Source organism: Pseudoclavibacter sp. JAI123 (genome assembly GCF_013409665.1).
In the GTDB taxonomy this organism is placed as follows: Bacteria; Actinomycetota; Actinomycetes; order Actinomycetales; family Microbacteriaceae; genus Pseudoclavibacter.
Genome location: NZ_JACCCM010000001.1, coordinates 2,443,369 through 2,460,602, shown reverse-complemented (window position 1 = coordinate 2,460,602; position 17,234 = coordinate 2,443,369). Strand labels below are relative to the sequence as shown.

Here is a 17,234-nt window from a genome sequence, read left to right as displayed (position 1 = left end):
GGTCGCGACGCGGTGGCCGCTCAGTCGAGCGAGAGCCACCCGCCGAGGTGGGCGGCCACACTGACGTCGGCGGGAAGCGGGCGAACAGCGTCGTCGGTCACGCACTCGGTGCGCCAGCCCGCTGCCTCGCCCCAGCGTTCCTCGCGTCGCAGCGCGCGTTCGGACCGCACGGTGACGTGCTCGCCGACGCGCACGGCGCCGAGGTCGGAGCTGCCGACTCGGGCGGCAGCGTCCTGAAGGGCGGTGGACCCGACCGCGGGGGACTCCGTTCCTGTCGCAGCCCCGGTCTCTTGGACAGACCGAACAGGGCTGCCGAAGTGCACGGCGGCGTCGATGTCGATGCGCACACGACCGCGCGGGATCGGTCCCGAAGCGGACAGCACTCTCGGGTCCGACGCGAACAGAGGATGCATGTCGGCCGGGACGACGACACTCGCGTGCGGCAGCTGCTCGAGCAGGCTGTCGACGCAGACGAAGGCCGCGCCGTCGCTCGGCGCCGCACCCAGCACGACGACGACGTCGGCGGCGACCGTGCGGAGGGCGCGCGGGCGGGAGCCGGCGACGCCGATCTTCTGCGCGAGCAGCAGCGTCTCTCGGTTCTTCTGCTCCTGCCGCTTCGCATCGCCTGAGCTCCGTCCCGCCCAGTCCGGACCGTCATGCCAGGCTACGGCGAGGGGCTCGTGCGCCAGCACGGCGCCGGCCAGCCAGGCGCGGCTGGCCCAATCCCAGTCCTCACCGCCGTAGCCCAGGAAGTCCTCGTCGAACCCGCCGGTCTCGGTGAAGAACCACTTCGTGCAGGAGAAGACGGCCCCGATGACGAACCGATAGGAGCGGTCGTCCGCGTCGAGCAGGTTCCTCGACGCGCGGTAGGCGGAAGCCAGCCAGCTGGGTTCGGGGAGCTCGCGCGCCGGCCCCGCAGCCTCGACGGGAGCATCCACATCCACCCCGGTGAAGTCGGCGTGCTTGCGGTGACCCGCGACGACCGCCTCCGGAAGCAGCGAGGGAAGCGCCGCCATGCGTGCCACGTAGTCGGGCTCCGGGGACGTGTCGGCGTCCAGGAAGCACAGGATGTCGCCCGTCGCGGCCCGCGCGCCGAGGTTGCGGGCGGAGCCGGCCCGGAACCCGAGGTTCTCCTGGGCCAGCACTCGGACGCCTGCCGGGACCGTCGGGGGCACGCGGGAGCCGTCGTCGACGACGATGACCTCCATCAGCTGCTCCGGATGCGTCTGCCGGGCGAGCGCCGCGATCGTGCGGTCGAGCTCGGCCTGCTGCTCGAAGTGCGCGACGATGACCGACACCGACCTGGCGGATGCGCCGCCGTCAGCGCCGTCCGCATCCGCCAGGTCCCAGCGGTTGCCCGGAACCGTGCGTCCGAACGGCGGGCGGCTCGGGGTGCTGATGGTCACAGCGCCGCCCACCAGCTGAGGTAGGCGCGGGCGATCTCGTCGATGCTCGGGGAGGTCGACGTCCCGTCGTCGAGCCACGTCGACTCGGGCTGCAGGAGCGCGAGCTGCAGCGCCGTTGCGAGCTCGCCGGACCGAACGAGGTGCATGGTCTCTGGCCGGATGGCGTCCATCTCGCGGAAGTAGGCGGAGTCCACGGTCAGGGGCCTGCGACCTGCGGAGAGCCAGTCGGTGAGGGAGCCGGAGGCGGAGACGTGCTGGTGGGCGATGATGGGAACGGCCACGCTGCGGCTACGTTCGAGGCGCTCCTCGGGCGAGAGGAAGCCGGTGCTCGAGAACTCCACGCCAAGCCCGCCCGCGTACCGCTCCAGGTCCGCGAGCTCCTGCTCGTGCCCGGCCGACGCGCATCCCAGCGCGACGACGCGGGGCCGCCGCTCGCTCGGAATGGCGGCGACCGCGTTGACGACCTCGAGGTGCCCCTTGCCTGGGTAGTAGAAGCCGAGCACGGCGACCTCGTCGGTCGGGAGCCACCCGTCGGGTCGCGGCTGGGGTGGCTGCGCGGGGAGCGGCACGACGTGCACCTGCACGCGGCTCCCGAGAGCGACCTCGAGCAGGCGCTGCTCGTGCGTGCTGTTGACGACGGTACCGGCGGCTGCCGCGACCACTCGGCGATAGCACTCGGTGCGGCGGGGAAAGCCATTCGCTCCGTCAGAGGCCTGCGGCACATCGTGGAGCGTGACGCTGACGGGGCCGCGCGCGGCGAGACGCTCGAAGCGCTCAGCCGCCCGCTCGGGCGTGCTGCCCCACAGGCGGTCGGTGAAGTGGACGTGCGCGAGCTGCGACGAGACGAGCCCGTGCGCGCTGCGGTAGGTCACGGCGGAGTCGAGCTTCGCGACGGCCGTCGCGACGGCGCGGGCGTACTGGTCGACACCGTGGGTCTCGTCGTCGCGGTGCAGGAGCAGCGGAGGGGCGTTCACGCGGCCCTCAACGTCTCGATCGTCGCGCCGTGTCTCGCGAATCCGGCCGCAACGGCGTCGGGATGCTCGGCGTACCACTCGAGGTGAGCGGCACGGATGCGTTCGCTGTCGATCGGCTCGCCGTCGCGTGTCCACGACTCGGTCGCCTCCGCGTCGAGGCTCCAGGCGTCGATGACCGCCTGCTCGCGCGGCGCGTGGATCGAGTTCAGGATCTCCCGGTCGAGCGTGAGCTCCCGCTCCGGGAGGCCGAGGCGCTCGCGGATGCGCTCCGCGGTCGCGAGCCAGATGGGGTTTCCCGGGTGGTTGATCGTGCGAGCCTGCGCAAACGAGGGGCGGGCGAAGAGCTCGGAGACGCGCACGGTGCCGTGGCGGTCCTCGCGGGCCCGCAGCTGTGCGATCGACTCGGCGCCGACCGCCCTGATCGCATCGCGCGACGGCGACTGGGGCAGCGCATCCAGGCCCGCGGCCTCTGCCAGGATTCGGAGGTCGTGGTAGGGGACCAGGGGAGGCACAAGCGAGGTGTCGGATGGTGGCCGGACGATCGCCTGGAACGGGTACAGCCCCGCGAACCTGATGACGGGGAACAGGGCGGTGCGTGCGCCGGCGCGCAGCCTGGTGCTGAGCTGCTTCGTGCCGACAGGCAGCCCCCGGTAGTCGTCGCGCACGGGCTGCGCGACGAGGAAGCTGGCGCGTGCAAGCCACGACGCCAGGTGCGGGAGGTCGGCTGGCTCGAGCTCGTGCACGGGCGGCGTGCGCACGAAGCGCACGTCGTCGCCGAGAGCGAGACGCAGGGACTCAGCCTGGCAGTTGCCGATCGTGAGGCCGATGGGCCGGTCGTCCCCGGCAGGAGACGGGTCGCTTCCGGAGGCGAAGAAGTCTGCGTAGTGCGCGAGGCGTGCGGTGGCGTGCGTCATCGAGGGGAGAGGTCTCCGAACCTGCCGAGGTGGGTGGGGGGGCGAGTTATCTTAGCTCCCGCGCGACCTGGCGCAGCGCGGGGTTGAGTTCCGGGTGCACGAAGTGGTAGCCGGCATTCGTGAGCCGCTGCGGTGTCACCCACCTGCTCTTCAGGATGAGCTCGGGCTCGGTGCGCAGCACGGCCATCGCGGGCTCGAGCATCCACCGCCAGGATGGCAGCCCGAACGGGGCGCGCACGACGCGGCGGATGCTCGCCATGAGCGTTCGGTTGTCGCTCGGGTTGGCGCTGCTCACGTTGATGACACCGTCGAGGTCGTCGCGGTCGATGAGGAACCTGACGGCGCCGATGACGTCGTCGACGTGCACCCAGCTGAACTTCTGCCGACCCCGCGTCCGGTACTGCGGGGCACGCCCGTCACCGCTCGGTGCGGGACCGATGCCGCGATAGCGCCGGTGGTTCGGGGCCCAGCCGTCGATGTTCGGGCCGCCGAGGCCCAGGCGGGCCAGGGTGAAGAGGGTGCTCGCGGCGGGTCCGTCGCCGAGCACGATGGCCATGCGGAGCGCGACGCGGCGCGTCTTCGGGAGGGTGCCCTCGAAGAAGGCACGTTCCCAGTTGCGGGCGACGTCGACGGAGAAGCCCTGCCCGAGCTCGCCCTCGGACTCCGTGTTCGGCCGGTCGGTCGCATGGCGGTAGATGGTGGCAGTGGAGGCGTTGAACCACACCCGCGGCGGGTTCGGCACTGCTGCGACCGCGGCCCGCAGCTCGGCCGTCGTCTCCACGCGGGAGCGCAGAATCTCGGCGCGGTTGGCGTCGTTGTAACGGCAGTTGACGGACTTGCCGGCGAGGTTGATGAGCACCTCGGCACCGTCGATGGCGCGCTGGATGGCGTCTGCGTCGCCCCAGCGCACGGCCTCGCGCCTGCCGATGCGGACGACCTCCCAGCCGCGGCTCTCGAAGTCGTCCTCCAGCGCTCGGCCGACGAATCCGCTCGCTCCCGCGATGACGACCCGGAGCGCGTCGGGGCGCTCTGCCCCGTGACTGGCGTGGTTGTGCTGTTTCATGAGGCCGAGTGTAGTACTTTCTGAACATGTTCAGTTTTGAATCCGGTGGCAGCGGCGACTCGGGCGGTTCCGTCGACAAGGCACCCCGAGAAGAGCGAGGACCAGCGGTGCCGTCCACCAAGAGGGAGCGCACCCGGGCGCTCATCCGCGACGTCGCTCTCCGCTCCTTCCGCGAGCGCGGCTACGACGCGACGACTATCCGCCGCATCGCAGAAGAGGCCGGGGTATCAGTCGGCACCACCAACTACCACTTCGCGACCAAGAACCACCTCGTGCAGGAGCTGTACCTGGACGTGCAGGAATCGCACGCAGACGCCGCGATCCCGCAGCTGGAGGGCATCCGCGAGCTCACCGAGCGCCTCGCCATCGTCTACCGCACCGGCCTGGAGCAGCTCGAGCCCTACCACCCGCACGCGCCGGAGTTCCTCGCCGCCGCAGTGTCGCCGAGGTCGCCCATCAACCCGCTCTCCGAGGAGTCCGCGCCCGCGCTCGCGGTGATCCGCGGCCTGTTCGAGCGTGCCGTCGACGACGCGAAGTCCCCGCTGCCCGACGAGTTCAAGACCGGCCTTCCGCAGGTTCTGGTGCTGAGCCACCTGCTGTTGGCGCTCCTCTGGGTCTACGACTCGTCGCCGGGGCGGGAGCGCACGCACCGCATCCTCGACCGCGCCCTCAACCTGCTGCGCATGACGCTGCCGCTCACGCGCATCCCCGTCGTTCGGGCGCCGCTGCGGGAGCTGCTCGCGCTCGCGGGGGAGGTGCGCGCCTGATGGCGCGCTCCGTGTTCGGACTCGGAGCGGCCTCGTCTGGACGCAGCGCGGTCGACGAGCACGACACGCAGCCGCTGCAGTCGGTCTACGAGCAGGTCCTCGGGCCGCAGATCGAACGCCTCCACCCGCAGCTTCGCCGCTACTTCGGCCCCATCCCCGCGGGGAATGAGGGCCGGGGTCGTGGGGTCTACTCGTGGGCGGGCCCCCGCCACTCGGGGCTGCGGCCGGTGTTCGCCTGGCTCGCCTGGCGGCACGTCCTGTTCCCGGAGCGCGGGCGCAGCGTTCCCTTCACGATCCGCAACCGACCGGAGGACGATGGCGCCCTCTCCGCCAGGCGTGAGTTCGCGTTCCCGCTCGTCACGCGCGTCATGGAGGACACGATGAGGGCCATCCCAGTGCCGGGCGGGAGGCCGCGGCTCGTCGACCGGCTCGGTCGCAGACGGGGCCTCGAGGTCGAGCTCGAACTCCGAGTGCACGAGGGTGGCCTGCGCATGCGCTCGACGGGCCTGTGGCTCCGGATGCGGGTCCCGGTCGCAGTCGCGGTCCTTCGCGTGCCACTGCCTTGCGTCGTCACCATGACGCTCGACGAGCGGGCGCATCCTGACGGCGACGGTCGCCAATGCGTTGACGTGCGCCTGCGGTCGCCGATCATCGGCGACGTGTTCCGTTACGTCGGTGCATTTGCGTACGACGTCGTGACCGTCAGCGAGCCCTGACAGGACCGGCGGATTCTCGGGCACGAGCGCGTAGTCTCGCGCCGGAACAGCCCAGCCGAGGAAGCCAGCACCTGGAGGTCACATGCAGACGAGCACCGAGATTCCAGAGGTCGCCACCGGCGGCAAGGTCAGGCGGACGATCGCGATCCTCGGCGCGGGTGGCGACCTGACGGAGCGCCTCCTCCTGCCGGGGATCGCGAGGGTCGCCGACGCGAGCCCAGACGTCGAGCTGCACATCATCGGCGCCGCCCGCACCCCGCAGTCGCGCGACGAGTGGCGTGACGTCGTCCGGCAGAGCCTCGAGGGCACGGGCGTCTCGGAGGACACGATCGACGCGCTCGTGTCCCGCTCGGACTTCGTGCCGACCGACGCGTCCTCCGCCGACGAGCTGCGGGAGCTGCTCGAAGCGTGCCCGAGCTCGCCGCTGCTCTACGTCGCGCTGCCGCCGGTCATGGGCGAGAAGGTCGCGGCGGCGCTCGCCGAACTGGATCTCGCCGACGACCTCAGGATCGCGATCGAGAAGCCGTTCGGCGAGAGCGAGGAAAGCGCGCGGGCGCTCAACGAGGCGCTCGCCGCCGTCGTGCCGGAGGATCGCCTGTGGCGCATCGATCACTTCCTCGGGACCCCGGCGGCGGTGGAGCTCATCCGGTCGCGGGACCGCATCGAGGCGAGCGGCGTGCCGGTTGCCGACGCTGGGTCGAAGACGGAGGACACGGAGGGCACGGGGGACGCGCGGGACGCGGCGTCACCCGGCCGCGTCGAGATCATCTTCGAGGAGGGCCTCGGCATCGAGGGGCGAGGCGCCTTCTACGACGAGACCGGCGCGCTGCGGGACATGCTGCAGAGCCACCTCATGCTCATGCTCGCGCTGACGGCCATGGGGCAGCCGGACGAGGAGCCCGGTGGGCTCGACGACGCCCTCGCGGAGGCCCTGCGGGCCGTGCGCCTGTGGGACGAGCATCCAGTGTCCGCCCGCCGCGCCCGCTACGCGGCCGGGGAGGTCGACGGGAAGCCGCTCGAGGCGTACGTCGACGAAGACGACGTGGATGCCGACCGCGGGACGGAGACGCTCGCCGAGATCACACTGCAGGTCGACACCCCCAGGTGGCGCGGCGTGCCGTTCGTGCTGCGCTCCGCGAAGGCCATCGGTGAGGCGCGGCAGGAGATCGTCCTGACCCCTGGCGACGGGTCGGCGCCCACACGCATCCCGCTCCGCGCCCCTGCGGGCGACAGCAGCGCCGATCCGTACGCGCGCGTCATCGCGGGCCTGCTGACCGGGAACACGCTGCTCTCGGTGCGCGGCGACGTCGCCGAGGAGCTGTGGCGCATCGTGACGCCCGTGCTCGAAGCATGGGAAAGCGACGCAGGAGAGCTGCCCGAGTACGCGGCCGGCACCGTCGGCGCTGACGCCTGACGCCTGACGCCGGACGCCGGACGCTGGCAGCGCGAGCGGACCACAGCGGGGCGGCACCAGCAGGAACTGGTGCCGCCCCGCGGCGGTCTCGCTCGAGGCGAGCGGTGGTCCGAATGGAGGGCCCTACTTGCGAAGCCCCTCGAAGAGCGGCTTGTAAGTGAAGCCAGCGATGAGGGCGCCCAGGACGGGGGCGAGGATGAACACCCACAGCTGCGCGAGCGGCTCGGACCCGCCGAACACGGCCGTCGCGATGGAGCGGGCTGGGTTGAGCGACGCGTTGGACACGGGGATCGTCATGAGGTGGAAGAGCGTCAGCGCGAGGCCGATCGCGAGGGGAGCGAAGCCGCTCGGCGCGCGGCGGTCGGTGACACCGAGGATGACGTAGAGGAAGAGCGCCGTCGCGACGATCTCGGTCACGATGACGGCGACGAGGCCGAACCCGCCTGGCGACGCCTTGCCGTAGCCGTTCGACGCGAAGCCGCCCGCCTGCGCCGCGGCGAGGAAGCCGTCCGGGCCGTTCGAGGCGATGAGGACGACGATGGTCGTGGCGAGGATGCCGCCGAGGATCTGCGCGACTACGTACAGGGGCACGTCCTTCCACGCGAAGCGGCCAGCCGCGGCGGCACCGACGGTGACGGCCGGGTTGAAGTGGCCGCCCGAGATGTGGCCGACCGCGTAGGCACCTGCGATCACGGTGATGCCGACGGCGAGCGAGACGCCGACCCAGCCGATTCCGGTCTCGGCGACGCCGTTGGCCGCGGAGAAGATCGCGGCGCTGATGACGCCGAAGACGAGCAGGAAGGTGCCGAAGAACTCGGCGGCGAGGCGGCTGGTCGTCGAGGGGTCGCGTTCGATGGCGACGTCGGCGATTGCAACATCGGTGGTCATAGATGCTCCTAGGAGGTGGGCGGCTGGAATCAGAATTCTCACCGCGCGGTGATCTCGGAAACGAGGATGCTCGTCCCACGACCCAGGGCTCGCCTGGGGGATCGTTCCCCCTGAATCGACTCTGAAGTGTACGACAAAACCCACCGGTTGGTCGCTCGGGGCGGTTCCCGGCCCCGTGTCGCTTCGCTCGGGGCCGACACCGATGCCGACGCCGGGAGCATGTCGAAACTGCATCGGGTCATGCCGAATCTGAAGCGCCAGTGTCGGCGGACGGCCATAGCCTCGAAGAAGGACTCAGTACCGCACGAGGCTCGTCGCCGCACGAGGCTCCAACGCACGACGAAAGGCACGCAATGACGCTGGCACCACATTCGCTCATCGCCGGAAGCAGCGAGCTCGGGGGAGGCGACGAGCTCGTCGCCCGTCGCGCCGCAGACGGGGCGGTGCTCGCGCCGGCCTTCCGCAGCAACACCGCGGAGGAGCTCGAGCTGGCCGTGCAGGCCGCGCACGACGCGTTCGACGTCTACCGTGCGACGTCACCGGCCGACCGGGCGGCGTTCCTGGAGCGCATCGCGACGGAGATCGAGGCCGACAAGGACGAGATCATCGCCCGAGCGCACGAGGAGACCGGGCTTCCCGTCGCGCGCCTCACCGGTGAGGTCGGTCGCACCACGGGCCAGCTCCGACTGTTCGCGAAGGTCATCGCCGAAGGAGGCTGGCAGGGCGCCCGCATCGACGAGGCACTGCCGGATCGGACCCCGCTGCCCCGCGCCGACATCCGCCAGCGAAAGATTCCCCTCGGCCCCGTCGCGGTCTTCGGTGCGAGCAACTTCCCGTTGGCCTTCTCGACGGCAGGTGGGGACACGGCGTCCGCGCTCGCCTCAGGGAGCCCCGTCATCGTGAAGGCTCACAGCGGCCACCTCGGCACCGCGTCGCTCGTCGGCCACGCCATCGCCCGCGCCGTCGAGGCCTCCGGGCTGCCGAGCGGGGTGTTCTCGCAGCTGTTCGGCTCGGGTCGGGTGATCGGACAGGGGCTCGTCGCCGACCCGCGCATCAAGGCTGTGGGATTCACCGGTTCGCGCTCGGGTGGACTCGCGCTCGTTCGCATCGCGCAGCAGCGGGCCGAGCCCATCCCCGTGTACGCCGAGATGAGCAGCGTCAACCCGGTCTTCGTGCTCCCGGCCGCCCTCGCGGCCGACCCCGAGAAGGTCGCGGCCGACTACGTCGGATCCCTCACGCTCGGCTCCGGACAGTTCTGCACGAACCCCGGCATCGTGCTCGTGCCGGGCGGCGACGCGGGTGACGCGTTCCTGCGCGAAGTCGGCGAGCGCATCGCCCAGGCGAACGGGCAGACGATGCTCACGCACGGCATCGGAGACGCCTACCGGGAGGGCGTCGCGGAACGTGAGGCGTCCGGGGCGACGGTCGTGGCGAGGGGGCAGGGCGACTCGACCCTGAACGCGCCGGCCCCCATCGTCTTCAGCGAAGCCGTCGAGGCGTTCGGCGAGGCGCTCGAGGGCGAGATCTTCGGTGCTGCCGGGCTCGTGCTGCGCTACGACGACGCCGACCAGCTCCGCGAGTTCGCCGAGCAGCTCGAAGGCCAGCTCACCGCGACGGTCCTCGCGACCGACGACGACACCGACGCGGCCCGCGCGCTCCTGCCGGTGCTCGAGCGCAAGGTCGGGCGCATCCTGTTCAACGGCTGGCCGACGGGCGTCGAGGTCGGGTACTCGATGGTGCACGGCGGGCCGTACCCGGCGACGTCGGATGCGCGCTCCACGTCGGTCGGGGCGCTCGCCATCGAACGGTTCCTCCGCCCCGTGGCCTACCAGGACGTGCCCGACGCGCTGCTGCCCGAGGCGCTGCGCGATGCGAACGAGTGGGGCGTGCCGCGCCTCGTCGAGGGGCGCATCCAGCTGCCGAGCGGGTACTGAGCCCCGGCGCCCAACGAAGCGCCGACTCGTTGAACGTGGAAGGAGCTCACCCGGACGGGTGAGCTCCGTTCACGCGGCGTCCGAGCGAGGCCCGCTCGGCGCGATCTGGCCGATGCGCAGCTAGAGCTTGACCGGCGTCACGAGCGCGCCGTTCGCGAGCCACGACCTGAGGTTGTCGACGACCAGCTGCCGCATGTCGTCGCGAGTCTCCCGCGTGCCGCTTCCCAGGTGGGGGAGCAGCACCACGTTGTCGAGACCGATGAGCGCCTCCGGGACGTTCGGCTCGTCGGCGAACACGTCGAGGCCCGCGCCGCGGATAGTGCCAGCCTGCAGGGCCGCGACGAGCGCATCCTCGTCGACCACGGAGCCGCGGGAGATGTTCACGAGGACACCGTTCGGCCCGAGCGCCTCGAGCACCTCGGCCGAGATGAGCTTCTGCGAGTCCGCGCCCCCAGCGGTCGCCACGACCAGCGCGTCACTGCTCCGTGCGAGCTCCACAAGCGAGTCGACGTACCGGAAGGGGGAGCCGGGGACTTCACGCCGATTGTGGTAGCTGATGGGGCAGTCGAAGCCCGAGAGGCGCTTGGCGATCGCGCTTCCGATGCGCCCGAGCCCGACGATGCCGACGCGGGTGCCGGTGAACCTCGTCGTGAGCGGGAAGTTGCCGGACCTGGCCCACGAGCCGGCCCGCACGTAGCGGTCGGAGGCGCTGATGCCGCGGTAGACGTCGAGGAGCAGGGACAGGGCGGTGTCGGCGACGCAGTCGTTGAGCACGTCAGGGGTGTTGCTGAGGGCGATGCCCCGATCGCGAGCTGCGCTCGTGTCGGTGGTGTCGTATCCGACGCCGAAGTTCACGATCGCCTCGAGCGAGGGGAGCCGCTCCATGAGTGCGCGTGAGACCCCGAACCGGCCGCCCGTCACGACGACGCGCACGTCGGCGAGTTCCGCCTCCTGCTCGGCGGTGAGCTCGCTCGCGACCGCGGAGATGATCGGCGCATCGAACTCGGCGATGAGCTCCTGCTCGAGCTGCGGCATAAGGGGACCGACGCGCAGCACGGTGGGGGTCGCGGTGGTCGCCGCTGGGGTGGCGGTGGCCGCGGCAGTGCTGGCGGGGGCGGCGTCTGGCGTCGTTGCGAGAGGGGATTCCATGTCTGGATCGTAGGTCGCAGGACCGATGCTGGTCCAAGATGCACTTTGCATTGATTGATCCACTCGGCGCATGGATGCGAGTCTTGCCAGTAATCACTAGGGCACGCGGGTCGCTAGGGTTGACTCCGGCCCCGCGCCTCCCGCCGTCCCCCGCGGCTCCCTCGCCCAGTCGTGTTGACGCAGTCGAATCGACGCGCCCAAGCTGAAGGCGTCTCAACGAGGAGAACCACTGACTCAGGGCTCGGCCCTCGAGTTCACAACACCGGAGGAACAACGATGTCTTCTTCACACGAACCATCCCCGACACTCGGGCGCACCGCATCCAACAGGCCGTCCCCAGCGCGCCGCCCCCTCGCATCCGTCAGCAAGGCGGTGGCCGTCGGTGCCGCCGCGCTGCTCCTCAGCAGCTGCGCCGTCGCGAACTCCGACGGCGCTTCCGGAGGCGGCGGAGGTGCGGCCAGCGCACTCCGTGTTGTCCTCCAGCAGGAGCCGCCGACACTCGAGCCCTGCGAGGCGAACCTCACGTCGACCGGTGTCGTCGTGCGCTCCAACATCACCGAGCCGCTCATCGAGCGCAACCCCACGACGGGTGACCTCGACCCGCTGCTCGCCACCGAGTGGGAGCAGACGAGCGACAACGAGTGGACCTTCACCCTTCGCGACGACGTGACCTTCCAGGACGGCACCCCCTTCGACGCGGAAGCGGCCGCCTTCTCGATCGACCGGGCCGTGAACAGCGACCTCGGCTGCAACGTCGAGGGCTACGTGTTCGGTGAGTCCGACCTCGAGGTCAACGCAGTCGACGCGACCACCCTCACGGTCACGACGCCCGAACCAGACCCCATCCTCCCTTTGAAGCTCTCGTTCATCGAGATCGTCCCCACGTCGACGAGCACCACCGACAAGGTGCGCGAGCCCGTCGGCACCGGCCCCTACCAGATCGACCAGTGGGAGGTCGGCACGAAGCTCACCCTCGGCGCCTACGACGGCTACTGGGGCGAGGCTCCCGCCTACCCATCGGTCGAGTACCAGTGGCGCGGTGAGGGCACCGTCCGCGCGGCGATGATCACCGGCGGCGAAGCCGACATCGCCATGGGCCTCAGCCCGGACGACGGCATCGGCGAGAACGGCGTCAGCTACCCGAACAACGAGACGATCGCGCTCCGCTTCTCCGGCGACATCGCCCCGCTCGATGACATCCGGGTGCGCCAGGCGATCAACTTCGCCATCGACAAGGACGGCATCATCGCCTCCCTCTACCCGAACGGCGACGTCGTCGCGTCCCAGCTGATCCCCGAGGGCGTCGTCGGCCACAACGACTCGCTCGAGCCGTGGGAGTTCGACCTCGACCAGGCGAAGGCGCTCGTCGCCGAGGCCAAGGCCGACGGGGTCCCCGTCGACACCAAGATCACCCTCGTGACCCGCACGGCGCAGTTCCCCAAGGTCAACGAGCTGTCGCAGGTGCTGCAGGAGCAGCTCAGCCAGGCCGGCCTCAACGTGGAACTCCGGATGGTCGACACGACGCAGCACCTCCAGTACCAGCTGCGCCCGTTCGTCACCAACGAGGGCCCCATCGCGCTGCTCGTGCAGCACGGCAACCAGGCCGGTGATGCCCAGTTCACGGTCGACCAGTACATGAGCTCCACGGGCGCGCAGTCGACGTTCGGCACCCCCGAGTTCGACCAGAAGCTCGACGCCGCGGCCAAGACCTCCGGCGACGAGCGGCAGACCGCTTACGAGCAGATCTTCGCCGACCAGAACGAGGAGATCGTGCAGTTCGCGCACATCGCGCACCAGACGGGCCTCCTGGGCATCGCGTCTGGCATCACCTACGAGCCGAACTCGGCGAGCGGCGACGAGCTGCGCATCGCCGAGGTGAAGCCAGCGGCCTGACGGCCGCCCGCCACCCTGGAGAAAGCAGCCGCTCATGTGGACTTATCTCAGAACCAGAATCGTCTCCAGTCTGCTGCCACTCGTGGCCGTCGTCCTCGGCGTGTTCGTGCTGGCCCGCCTCACCGGAAACCCGGCGAGTCTGTACCTGCCGCTCAACGCGACGGAGCAGATGAAAGAGGACTTCGCGGTCCGCAACGGGCTCGACCAGCCGCTGTGGATGCAGATCGTCAACTACTTCTCCGGGGTGGCGCGCTTCGACTTCGGCGAGTCGCTTCGCACGGGAGAGCCCGCGGCGGCCATGGTGCTGCGGGCCTTCCCGGCCACGCTGCAGCTCGCCGGCGTCACGATGCTCCTCACGGTGGTCCTCGCGATCATCATCGGCAGCTGGGCGGCCCTCAAGCCGAACGGCGTCGCCGACCGCATCGCGAGCTTCTTCTCGATGGCCGCCGCCAGCGTGCCGGACTTCTGGCTCGCCATCATGGGCATCTGGATCTTCGCGATCACGCTCGGCTGGCTGCCCACCTCGGGCGTCGACAGCGGTGGCCTCTCCTGGATCCTGCCGATCGCGACGCTGATGCTGAGGCCCGTCGGGGTGCTCACGCAGATCGTCCGAGGCTCCATGGTGAGCGTGCTCGGGCAGCCCTTCATCAAGGTGGCCCGCAGCAAGGGCGCGGGTCAGCTCCGCGTCGTGTTCAAGCACGCGCTGCGCAACGCGGCGGCTCCCGCACTGACGGTCGCCGGTGACCTCACGGTTGGCCTCATCAACGGTGCGGTCGTCGTCGAGACCATCTTCGGCTGGCCCGGCATCGGCAAGCTCATGATCGACTCCATCCTGCAGCGCGACTTCGCCGTGCTCCAGGCCGCGGTGCTCATCACGGCCCTGTCCATCTTCATCCTCAACATCCTCATCGACCTCGGCTACGCGCTCCTCGACCCGCGGGTGCGACCGGTGGCGAAGCAGTCGCGCATCCGTCCTACGGACAAGGATGCGAAGCGCGACGCCGCCGGAGCGGCCGCACGGAAGTCGGCCGCGAAGGGCACCGAGAGCAGCGACGCAGAGAAGGGCAAGGCGCATGTCTGACCCGCAGAACCCACAGGTCCCCGGCGGCCCCAGCACGGGCGCCGCCCCGCAGCAGCCGCCCGCGACGACGAACGTGCTCCTGCAGAAGGAGAAGCGCGAGCGGAACGGCGCCGAGCGACCCACGCTCTTCACGCTGCTCCTCAAGGACAAGGTCGCGACGGTCGCGGCCGCCGTGCTCGCCTTCATCGCCCTCGTGGCCGTCTTCGGGCCGCTGCTCGTGGGGGAGCTCGCCTCCAAGCAGGACCTCACGGCCATCAACCTGGCCCCGTTCAGCCTCGACAACGGCTGGGCGTTCATCCTCGGCAGCGACTCGCTCGGGCGCAGCATGCTCGCGCGCCTCGTGATCGCGACGGGAACAACGCTCGGCGTCGCGGTCCCCGCCGTCCTCGTGGCCCTCATCGTGGGATCCATCTGGGGAGTCTGGGCCGGCTACTTCCGCGGTTGGCGGGAGTCGGTGTCAATGCGCATCGCCGACATCATCATGAGCTTCCCGTCGCTGCTGCTCGCGGTCGTCATCCTGTACGTCTTCAACCCGAGCCTCGCGAACATCGTCGCCGTGCTGGCGCTGACCCGCATCCCGATCTACCTGCGTACGGCGCGGGCCGAGGCCGCCGAGCTGCGGTCGCGGATGTTCGTGGACGCGGCCACCAACTTCGGCACGAAGCCGCGCAGCATCATCTTCCGCCACATCGTGCCGAACGTCGTGCCCACCCTGGTCACGCTCGCGACGCTCGAGTTCTGCTACGTCATGCTCGCGGAGTCGTCGCTGAGCTTCCTCGGCATCGGCGTGCAGTCGCCCGACGTCAGCTGGGGGCTCATGGTCGCCCAGGGGCGCCAGTACCTGCAGCAGGCGTGGTGGCTCTCGGTGCTCCCTGGCCTCGCGATCGTCATCACGGCCGTCGCAGCGAACGTGCTCGCCTCCTGGCTGCGCATCGCGACCGACCCGAACCAGAAGTGGCGGCTCATGCAGAAGTCCGCCAAGGTGAAGCTCCGCCCGTCGCTCCCGACGCGCGAGCCCGCCGGCGAGGTGTGACCCTCATCCTCCCGAAGCAACGCCTTCCGGCGCCACGCGCCGGGCACGCCCAATCGGCCGGAGTCGCAGCATGACTCCGGCCGATTGGGCTGCCCTCGCGGTCATCTTCTTCGCCGCCTCCTGCCTGCAGGCCGGCATCGGCTTCGGGATGGGGATGCTCGCGGCACCCTTCATCGCCCTCATCGACCCGGCGCTGCTGCCGGCGACGGTGATCATCATGTCGATCCTCCTCACCTCGATCGTGACGGTCGCGGAGAAGGACTCGCTGGATCTCAGGGGCGCCGGGTGGGCGTTGGTCGGGCGGGTGCCCGGCAGCGTCGCGGGGGCCCTGCTCGTGACCGTCATGGCGCCCGCCGTGCTCTCGTGGGTCGTCGTCGCAACCGTCGTCACCGGTGTGGTCTTCTCGCTGCGCGGCTGGGCTCCGGAGGTCACGCGCTGGTCGCAGATCGTCGCCGGGGCCGCCTCCGGCGTCATGGGCACGACGACGTCGATCGGCGGGGCGCCCATGGCGATCATCTGGCAGGGCTCCGACTCGGCGCGGCTGCGAGGCACGCTCTCGGCGTTCCTGCTGGTCGGGTCGATCATCTCGTTCGGACTGCTGCTCGCGTTCGGTGCCGTCGCACCGCAGACCTGGACGGTCGTGCTGTGGATGGTCCCCGTCGTCCTGCTGGGCTTCGTCGCGAGCCGCTTCATCACCCCGCACCTCGACAAGACGCGCACGAAGCGGCTCGCGCTCGGCGCATCCCTCCTCGGCTGCGCACTGCTCGTCGCGACGCAGCTCGTGCAGCTGCTCGGGTGACAGCGCCGTCCTGCCTGAGTCCCGGCGCAGCCACACGAGAAGTGCAGGTTGGTTGAAGAACCAACCTGCAATTGCTGGGCTGACACCCGCGCTCTACCTCCAGCGGAGGGGCGAACATGCGAGCGATGCAGGTTCGTGGGGGGACGAACCTGCATCTGACGTATGTCTGTGCGCCGAGCGGGACAACGGGGCGGGGCGGGTGGCGAGCGGGGCGCCGGCTACCGGATGACGCGCTCCAGGGGCAACCCGGCCGCGTGCAGGTCGATGTTGCGCGCGATGTCGGCGGCGCGCTGCTCGAAGACCTGGCGTGCGTGGCCGGAGTAGTGGGGCGTGAGCACGGTGTTGTCGAGGGTCGAGAAGCGCTCGACGGATGCGGGAACGCGGCCCTCAGAGTCGGGGGCTCCCCACCACACGTCGATGCCGGCGCCGCCGATGCGGCCCTCGGAGAGCGCGTCGAAGAGCGCGTCCTCGTCGACAACTCTGCCGCGGGCCACGTTGATGAGCAGCAGGTCGGGCTTCGCGGCCGCGAGCTCGGCCGCGCCGATCATGCCGCGTGTGCGTTCAGAGAGGGGGATGGAGACGACGAGCACGTCGGCGCCCCCCACGAACTCGAGCATCCGGTCGGGGCCGTAGACCTCGGCGACGTCGAGCCCGTCTGGACTGGGCGCATCCGGTCGCTGCCGGAGCGCGGTGAGGCGCATGCCGAGGGCCTGCGCCAGGCGCCCGACCTCCGTGCCGATCTCGCCGAGGCCCAGGAGGCCCATCGTCGTGCCGCGCAGCATGGGGTGGAACGGGATGCTCGCGTCGTTGCCGATCGTGCGCCACCGGCCCGCGCGCATCTGCGCATCCGCCTCCAGCGCGCGCCGGCGCAGCATGAGCGCGGTCATGACGACGTGCTCGGCGATCGCCGCCCCGTGGTGTCCCGTGTTGCAGATCGTCACGCCAGGCGGGAGCGCATCGACGCTCACGCGGTCGGCGCCGGCACCCGTGACGTGCAGGAGCGCGTCCGGGCGAAGCGAAGCCGCCTGCTCAGGCGTGAGCACGGAGGCGATGACGACGTCGGCCCCGCGGAGCGCGTCGTCCAGCTCCGCGGGGCCGAGCTCGGCGGCGAAGCTCCACTCGTGCGCGCGCTCCGTCTGCGCGAGGAGCTCCGCGAAGCGGGCGATGATCGGGTCGGTGACGAGGATGCGCATGCGGAGTCTC

The 17,234-nt window shown here is 70.6% G+C and carries 15 protein-coding genes; 8 read left to right on the top strand and 7 right to left on the bottom strand.

Annotation, left to right across the window (positions count from 1 at the left end):
- Window positions 1-20 precede the first annotated feature (20 nt).
- Genes HDC34_RS11550 through HDC34_RS11535 form a run of 4 tightly spaced genes read right to left on the bottom strand, consistent with a single transcriptional unit; the run spans window position 21 to window position 4,357 of the window.
- The gene (locus HDC34_RS11550) at window positions 21-1,406 is read right to left on the bottom strand and encodes a glycosyltransferase (RefSeq protein ID WP_218854963.1); all 1,386 of its coding nucleotides are present in this window, start codon (window positions 1,404-1,406) and stop codon (window positions 21-23) included.
- Complete coding sequence (locus HDC34_RS11545) at window positions 1,403-2,380, bottom strand: hypothetical protein (RefSeq protein WP_179556939.1); 978 nt, start codon at window positions 2,378-2,380, stop codon at window positions 1,403-1,405. The genes HDC34_RS11550 and HDC34_RS11545 overlap by 4 nt, the downstream gene beginning before the upstream one ends.
- Window positions 2,377-3,294 carry a WcbI family polysaccharide biosynthesis putative acetyltransferase gene (locus tag HDC34_RS11540; RefSeq protein WP_179556938.1) on the bottom strand — a complete coding sequence of 306 codons (918 nt, stop codon included), beginning with the start codon at window positions 3,292-3,294 and terminating at the stop codon, window positions 2,377-2,379. Before HDC34_RS11540 ends, HDC34_RS11545 begins: the two co-directional genes overlap by 4 nt.
- Window positions 3,295-3,340: 46 nt before the next feature.
- Window positions 3,341-4,357 carry an epimerase gene (locus HDC34_RS11535; RefSeq protein WP_179556937.1) on the bottom strand — a complete coding sequence of 339 codons (1,017 nt, stop codon included), beginning with the start codon at window positions 4,355-4,357 and terminating at the stop codon, window positions 3,341-3,343.
- 26 nt (window positions 4,358-4,383) lie between these two features.
- On the opposite strand from HDC34_RS11535, the gene HDC34_RS11530 reads away from it, so the two are divergent.
- From HDC34_RS11530 to HDC34_RS11520, 3 genes are all read left to right on the top strand, one after another.
- Entirely contained in the window at window positions 4,384-5,124 is a 741-nt protein-coding gene (locus tag HDC34_RS11530) for a TetR/AcrR family transcriptional regulator (RefSeq protein ID WP_179556936.1), read from the top strand.
- Window positions 5,124-5,840, top strand: a complete 717-nt coding sequence (locus HDC34_RS11525) for a DUF4166 domain-containing protein (RefSeq protein ID WP_179556935.1) — start codon at window positions 5,124-5,126, stop codon at window positions 5,838-5,840. The genes HDC34_RS11530 and HDC34_RS11525 overlap by 1 nt, the downstream gene beginning before the upstream one ends.
- 82 nt (window positions 5,841-5,922) lie before the next feature.
- Complete coding sequence (locus HDC34_RS11520) at window positions 5,923-7,254, top strand: glucose-6-phosphate dehydrogenase (RefSeq protein ID WP_179556934.1); 1,332 nt, start codon at window positions 5,923-5,925, stop codon at window positions 7,252-7,254.
- 123 nt (window positions 7,255-7,377) lie between these two features.
- Here HDC34_RS11520 and aqpZ read toward each other — a convergent pair whose 3' ends face one another.
- A complete protein-coding gene (gene aqpZ / locus HDC34_RS11515) occupies window positions 7,378-8,142 on the bottom strand; it encodes an aquaporin Z (RefSeq protein WP_179556933.1) in 765 nt (254 codons plus the stop codon).
- Between the two features lie 353 nt (window positions 8,143-8,495).
- Between aqpZ and HDC34_RS11510 the strand changes: the two genes are divergently transcribed.
- Complete coding sequence (locus HDC34_RS11510) at window positions 8,496-10,076, top strand: aldehyde dehydrogenase (NADP(+)) (protein ID WP_179556932.1); 1,581 nt, start codon at window positions 8,496-8,498, stop codon at window positions 10,074-10,076.
- Between the two features lie 120 nt (window positions 10,077-10,196).
- Here the strand turns inward: HDC34_RS11510 and HDC34_RS11505 are convergent, their stop codons facing one another.
- A complete protein-coding gene (locus HDC34_RS11505) occupies window positions 10,197-11,225 on the bottom strand; it encodes a 2-hydroxyacid dehydrogenase (RefSeq protein ID WP_179556931.1) in 1,029 nt (342 codons plus the stop codon).
- Between the two features lie 276 nt (window positions 11,226-11,501).
- On the opposite strand from HDC34_RS11505, the gene HDC34_RS11500 reads away from it, so the two are divergent.
- The 4 genes from HDC34_RS11500 (at window position 11,502) to HDC34_RS11485 (ending at window position 16,031) form a co-directional block, all read left to right on the top strand.
- Complete coding sequence (locus tag HDC34_RS11500) at window positions 11,502-13,118, top strand: ABC transporter substrate-binding protein (protein WP_179556930.1); 1,617 nt, start codon at window positions 11,502-11,504, stop codon at window positions 13,116-13,118.
- 34 nt (window positions 13,119-13,152) lie between these two features.
- Window positions 13,153-14,199 carry an ABC transporter permease gene (locus HDC34_RS11495; protein WP_104311681.1) on the top strand — a complete coding sequence of 349 codons (1,047 nt, stop codon included), beginning with the start codon at window positions 13,153-13,155 and terminating at the stop codon, window positions 14,197-14,199.
- Entirely contained in the window at window positions 14,192-15,232 is a 1,041-nt protein-coding gene (locus HDC34_RS11490) for an ABC transporter permease (RefSeq protein ID WP_104311682.1), read from the top strand. Before HDC34_RS11495 ends, HDC34_RS11490 begins: the two co-directional genes overlap by 8 nt.
- A 70-nt stretch (window positions 15,233-15,302) precedes the next feature.
- Window positions 15,303-16,031, top strand: a complete 729-nt coding sequence (locus HDC34_RS11485) for a sulfite exporter TauE/SafE family protein (RefSeq protein WP_179556929.1) — start codon at window positions 15,303-15,305, stop codon at window positions 16,029-16,031.
- Window positions 16,032-16,249: 218 nt separating this feature from the next.
- Here HDC34_RS11485 and HDC34_RS11480 read toward each other — a convergent pair whose 3' ends face one another.
- Complete coding sequence (locus tag HDC34_RS11480) at window positions 16,250-17,224, bottom strand: 2-hydroxyacid dehydrogenase (protein WP_179556928.1); 975 nt, start codon at window positions 17,222-17,224, stop codon at window positions 16,250-16,252.
- Between the last annotated feature and the right edge of the window lie 10 nt (window positions 17,225-17,234).

Coding starts and splice junctions, on each gene's coding strand:
- HDC34_RS11535 (WP_179556937.1), bottom strand. CDS start 4,357: ATGAAACAGCACAACCACGCCAGTCACGGGGCAGAGCGCCCCGACGCG.
- HDC34_RS11510 (WP_179556932.1), top strand. CDS start 8,496: ATGACGCTGGCACCACATTCGCTCATCGCCGGAAGCAGCGAGCTCGGG.
- HDC34_RS11500 (WP_179556930.1), top strand. CDS start 11,502: ATGTCTTCTTCACACGAACCATCCCCGACACTCGGGCGCACCGCATCC.
- HDC34_RS11540 (WP_179556938.1), bottom strand. CDS start 3,294: ATGACGCACGCCACCGCACGCCTCGCGCACTACGCAGACTTCTTCGCC.
- aqpZ (WP_179556933.1), bottom strand. CDS start 8,142: ATGACCACCGATGTTGCAATCGCCGACGTCGCCATCGAACGCGACCCC.
- HDC34_RS11485 (WP_179556929.1), top strand. CDS start 15,303: ATGACTCCGGCCGATTGGGCTGCCCTCGCGGTCATCTTCTTCGCCGCC.
- HDC34_RS11495 (WP_104311681.1), top strand. CDS start 13,153: ATGTGGACTTATCTCAGAACCAGAATCGTCTCCAGTCTGCTGCCACTC.
- HDC34_RS11505 (WP_179556931.1), bottom strand. CDS start 11,225: ATGGAATCCCCTCTCGCAACGACGCCAGACGCCGCCCCCGCCAGCACT.
- HDC34_RS11480 (WP_179556928.1), bottom strand. CDS start 17,224: ATGCGCATCCTCGTCACCGACCCGATCATCGCCCGCTTCGCGGAGCTC.
- HDC34_RS11490 (WP_104311682.1), top strand. CDS start 14,192: ATGTCTGACCCGCAGAACCCACAGGTCCCCGGCGGCCCCAGCACGGGC.
- HDC34_RS11520 (WP_179556934.1), top strand. CDS start 5,923: ATGCAGACGAGCACCGAGATTCCAGAGGTCGCCACCGGCGGCAAGGTC.
- HDC34_RS11530 (WP_179556936.1), top strand. CDS start 4,384: ATGTTCAGTTTTGAATCCGGTGGCAGCGGCGACTCGGGCGGTTCCGTC.
- HDC34_RS11525 (WP_179556935.1), top strand. CDS start 5,124: ATGGCGCGCTCCGTGTTCGGACTCGGAGCGGCCTCGTCTGGACGCAGC.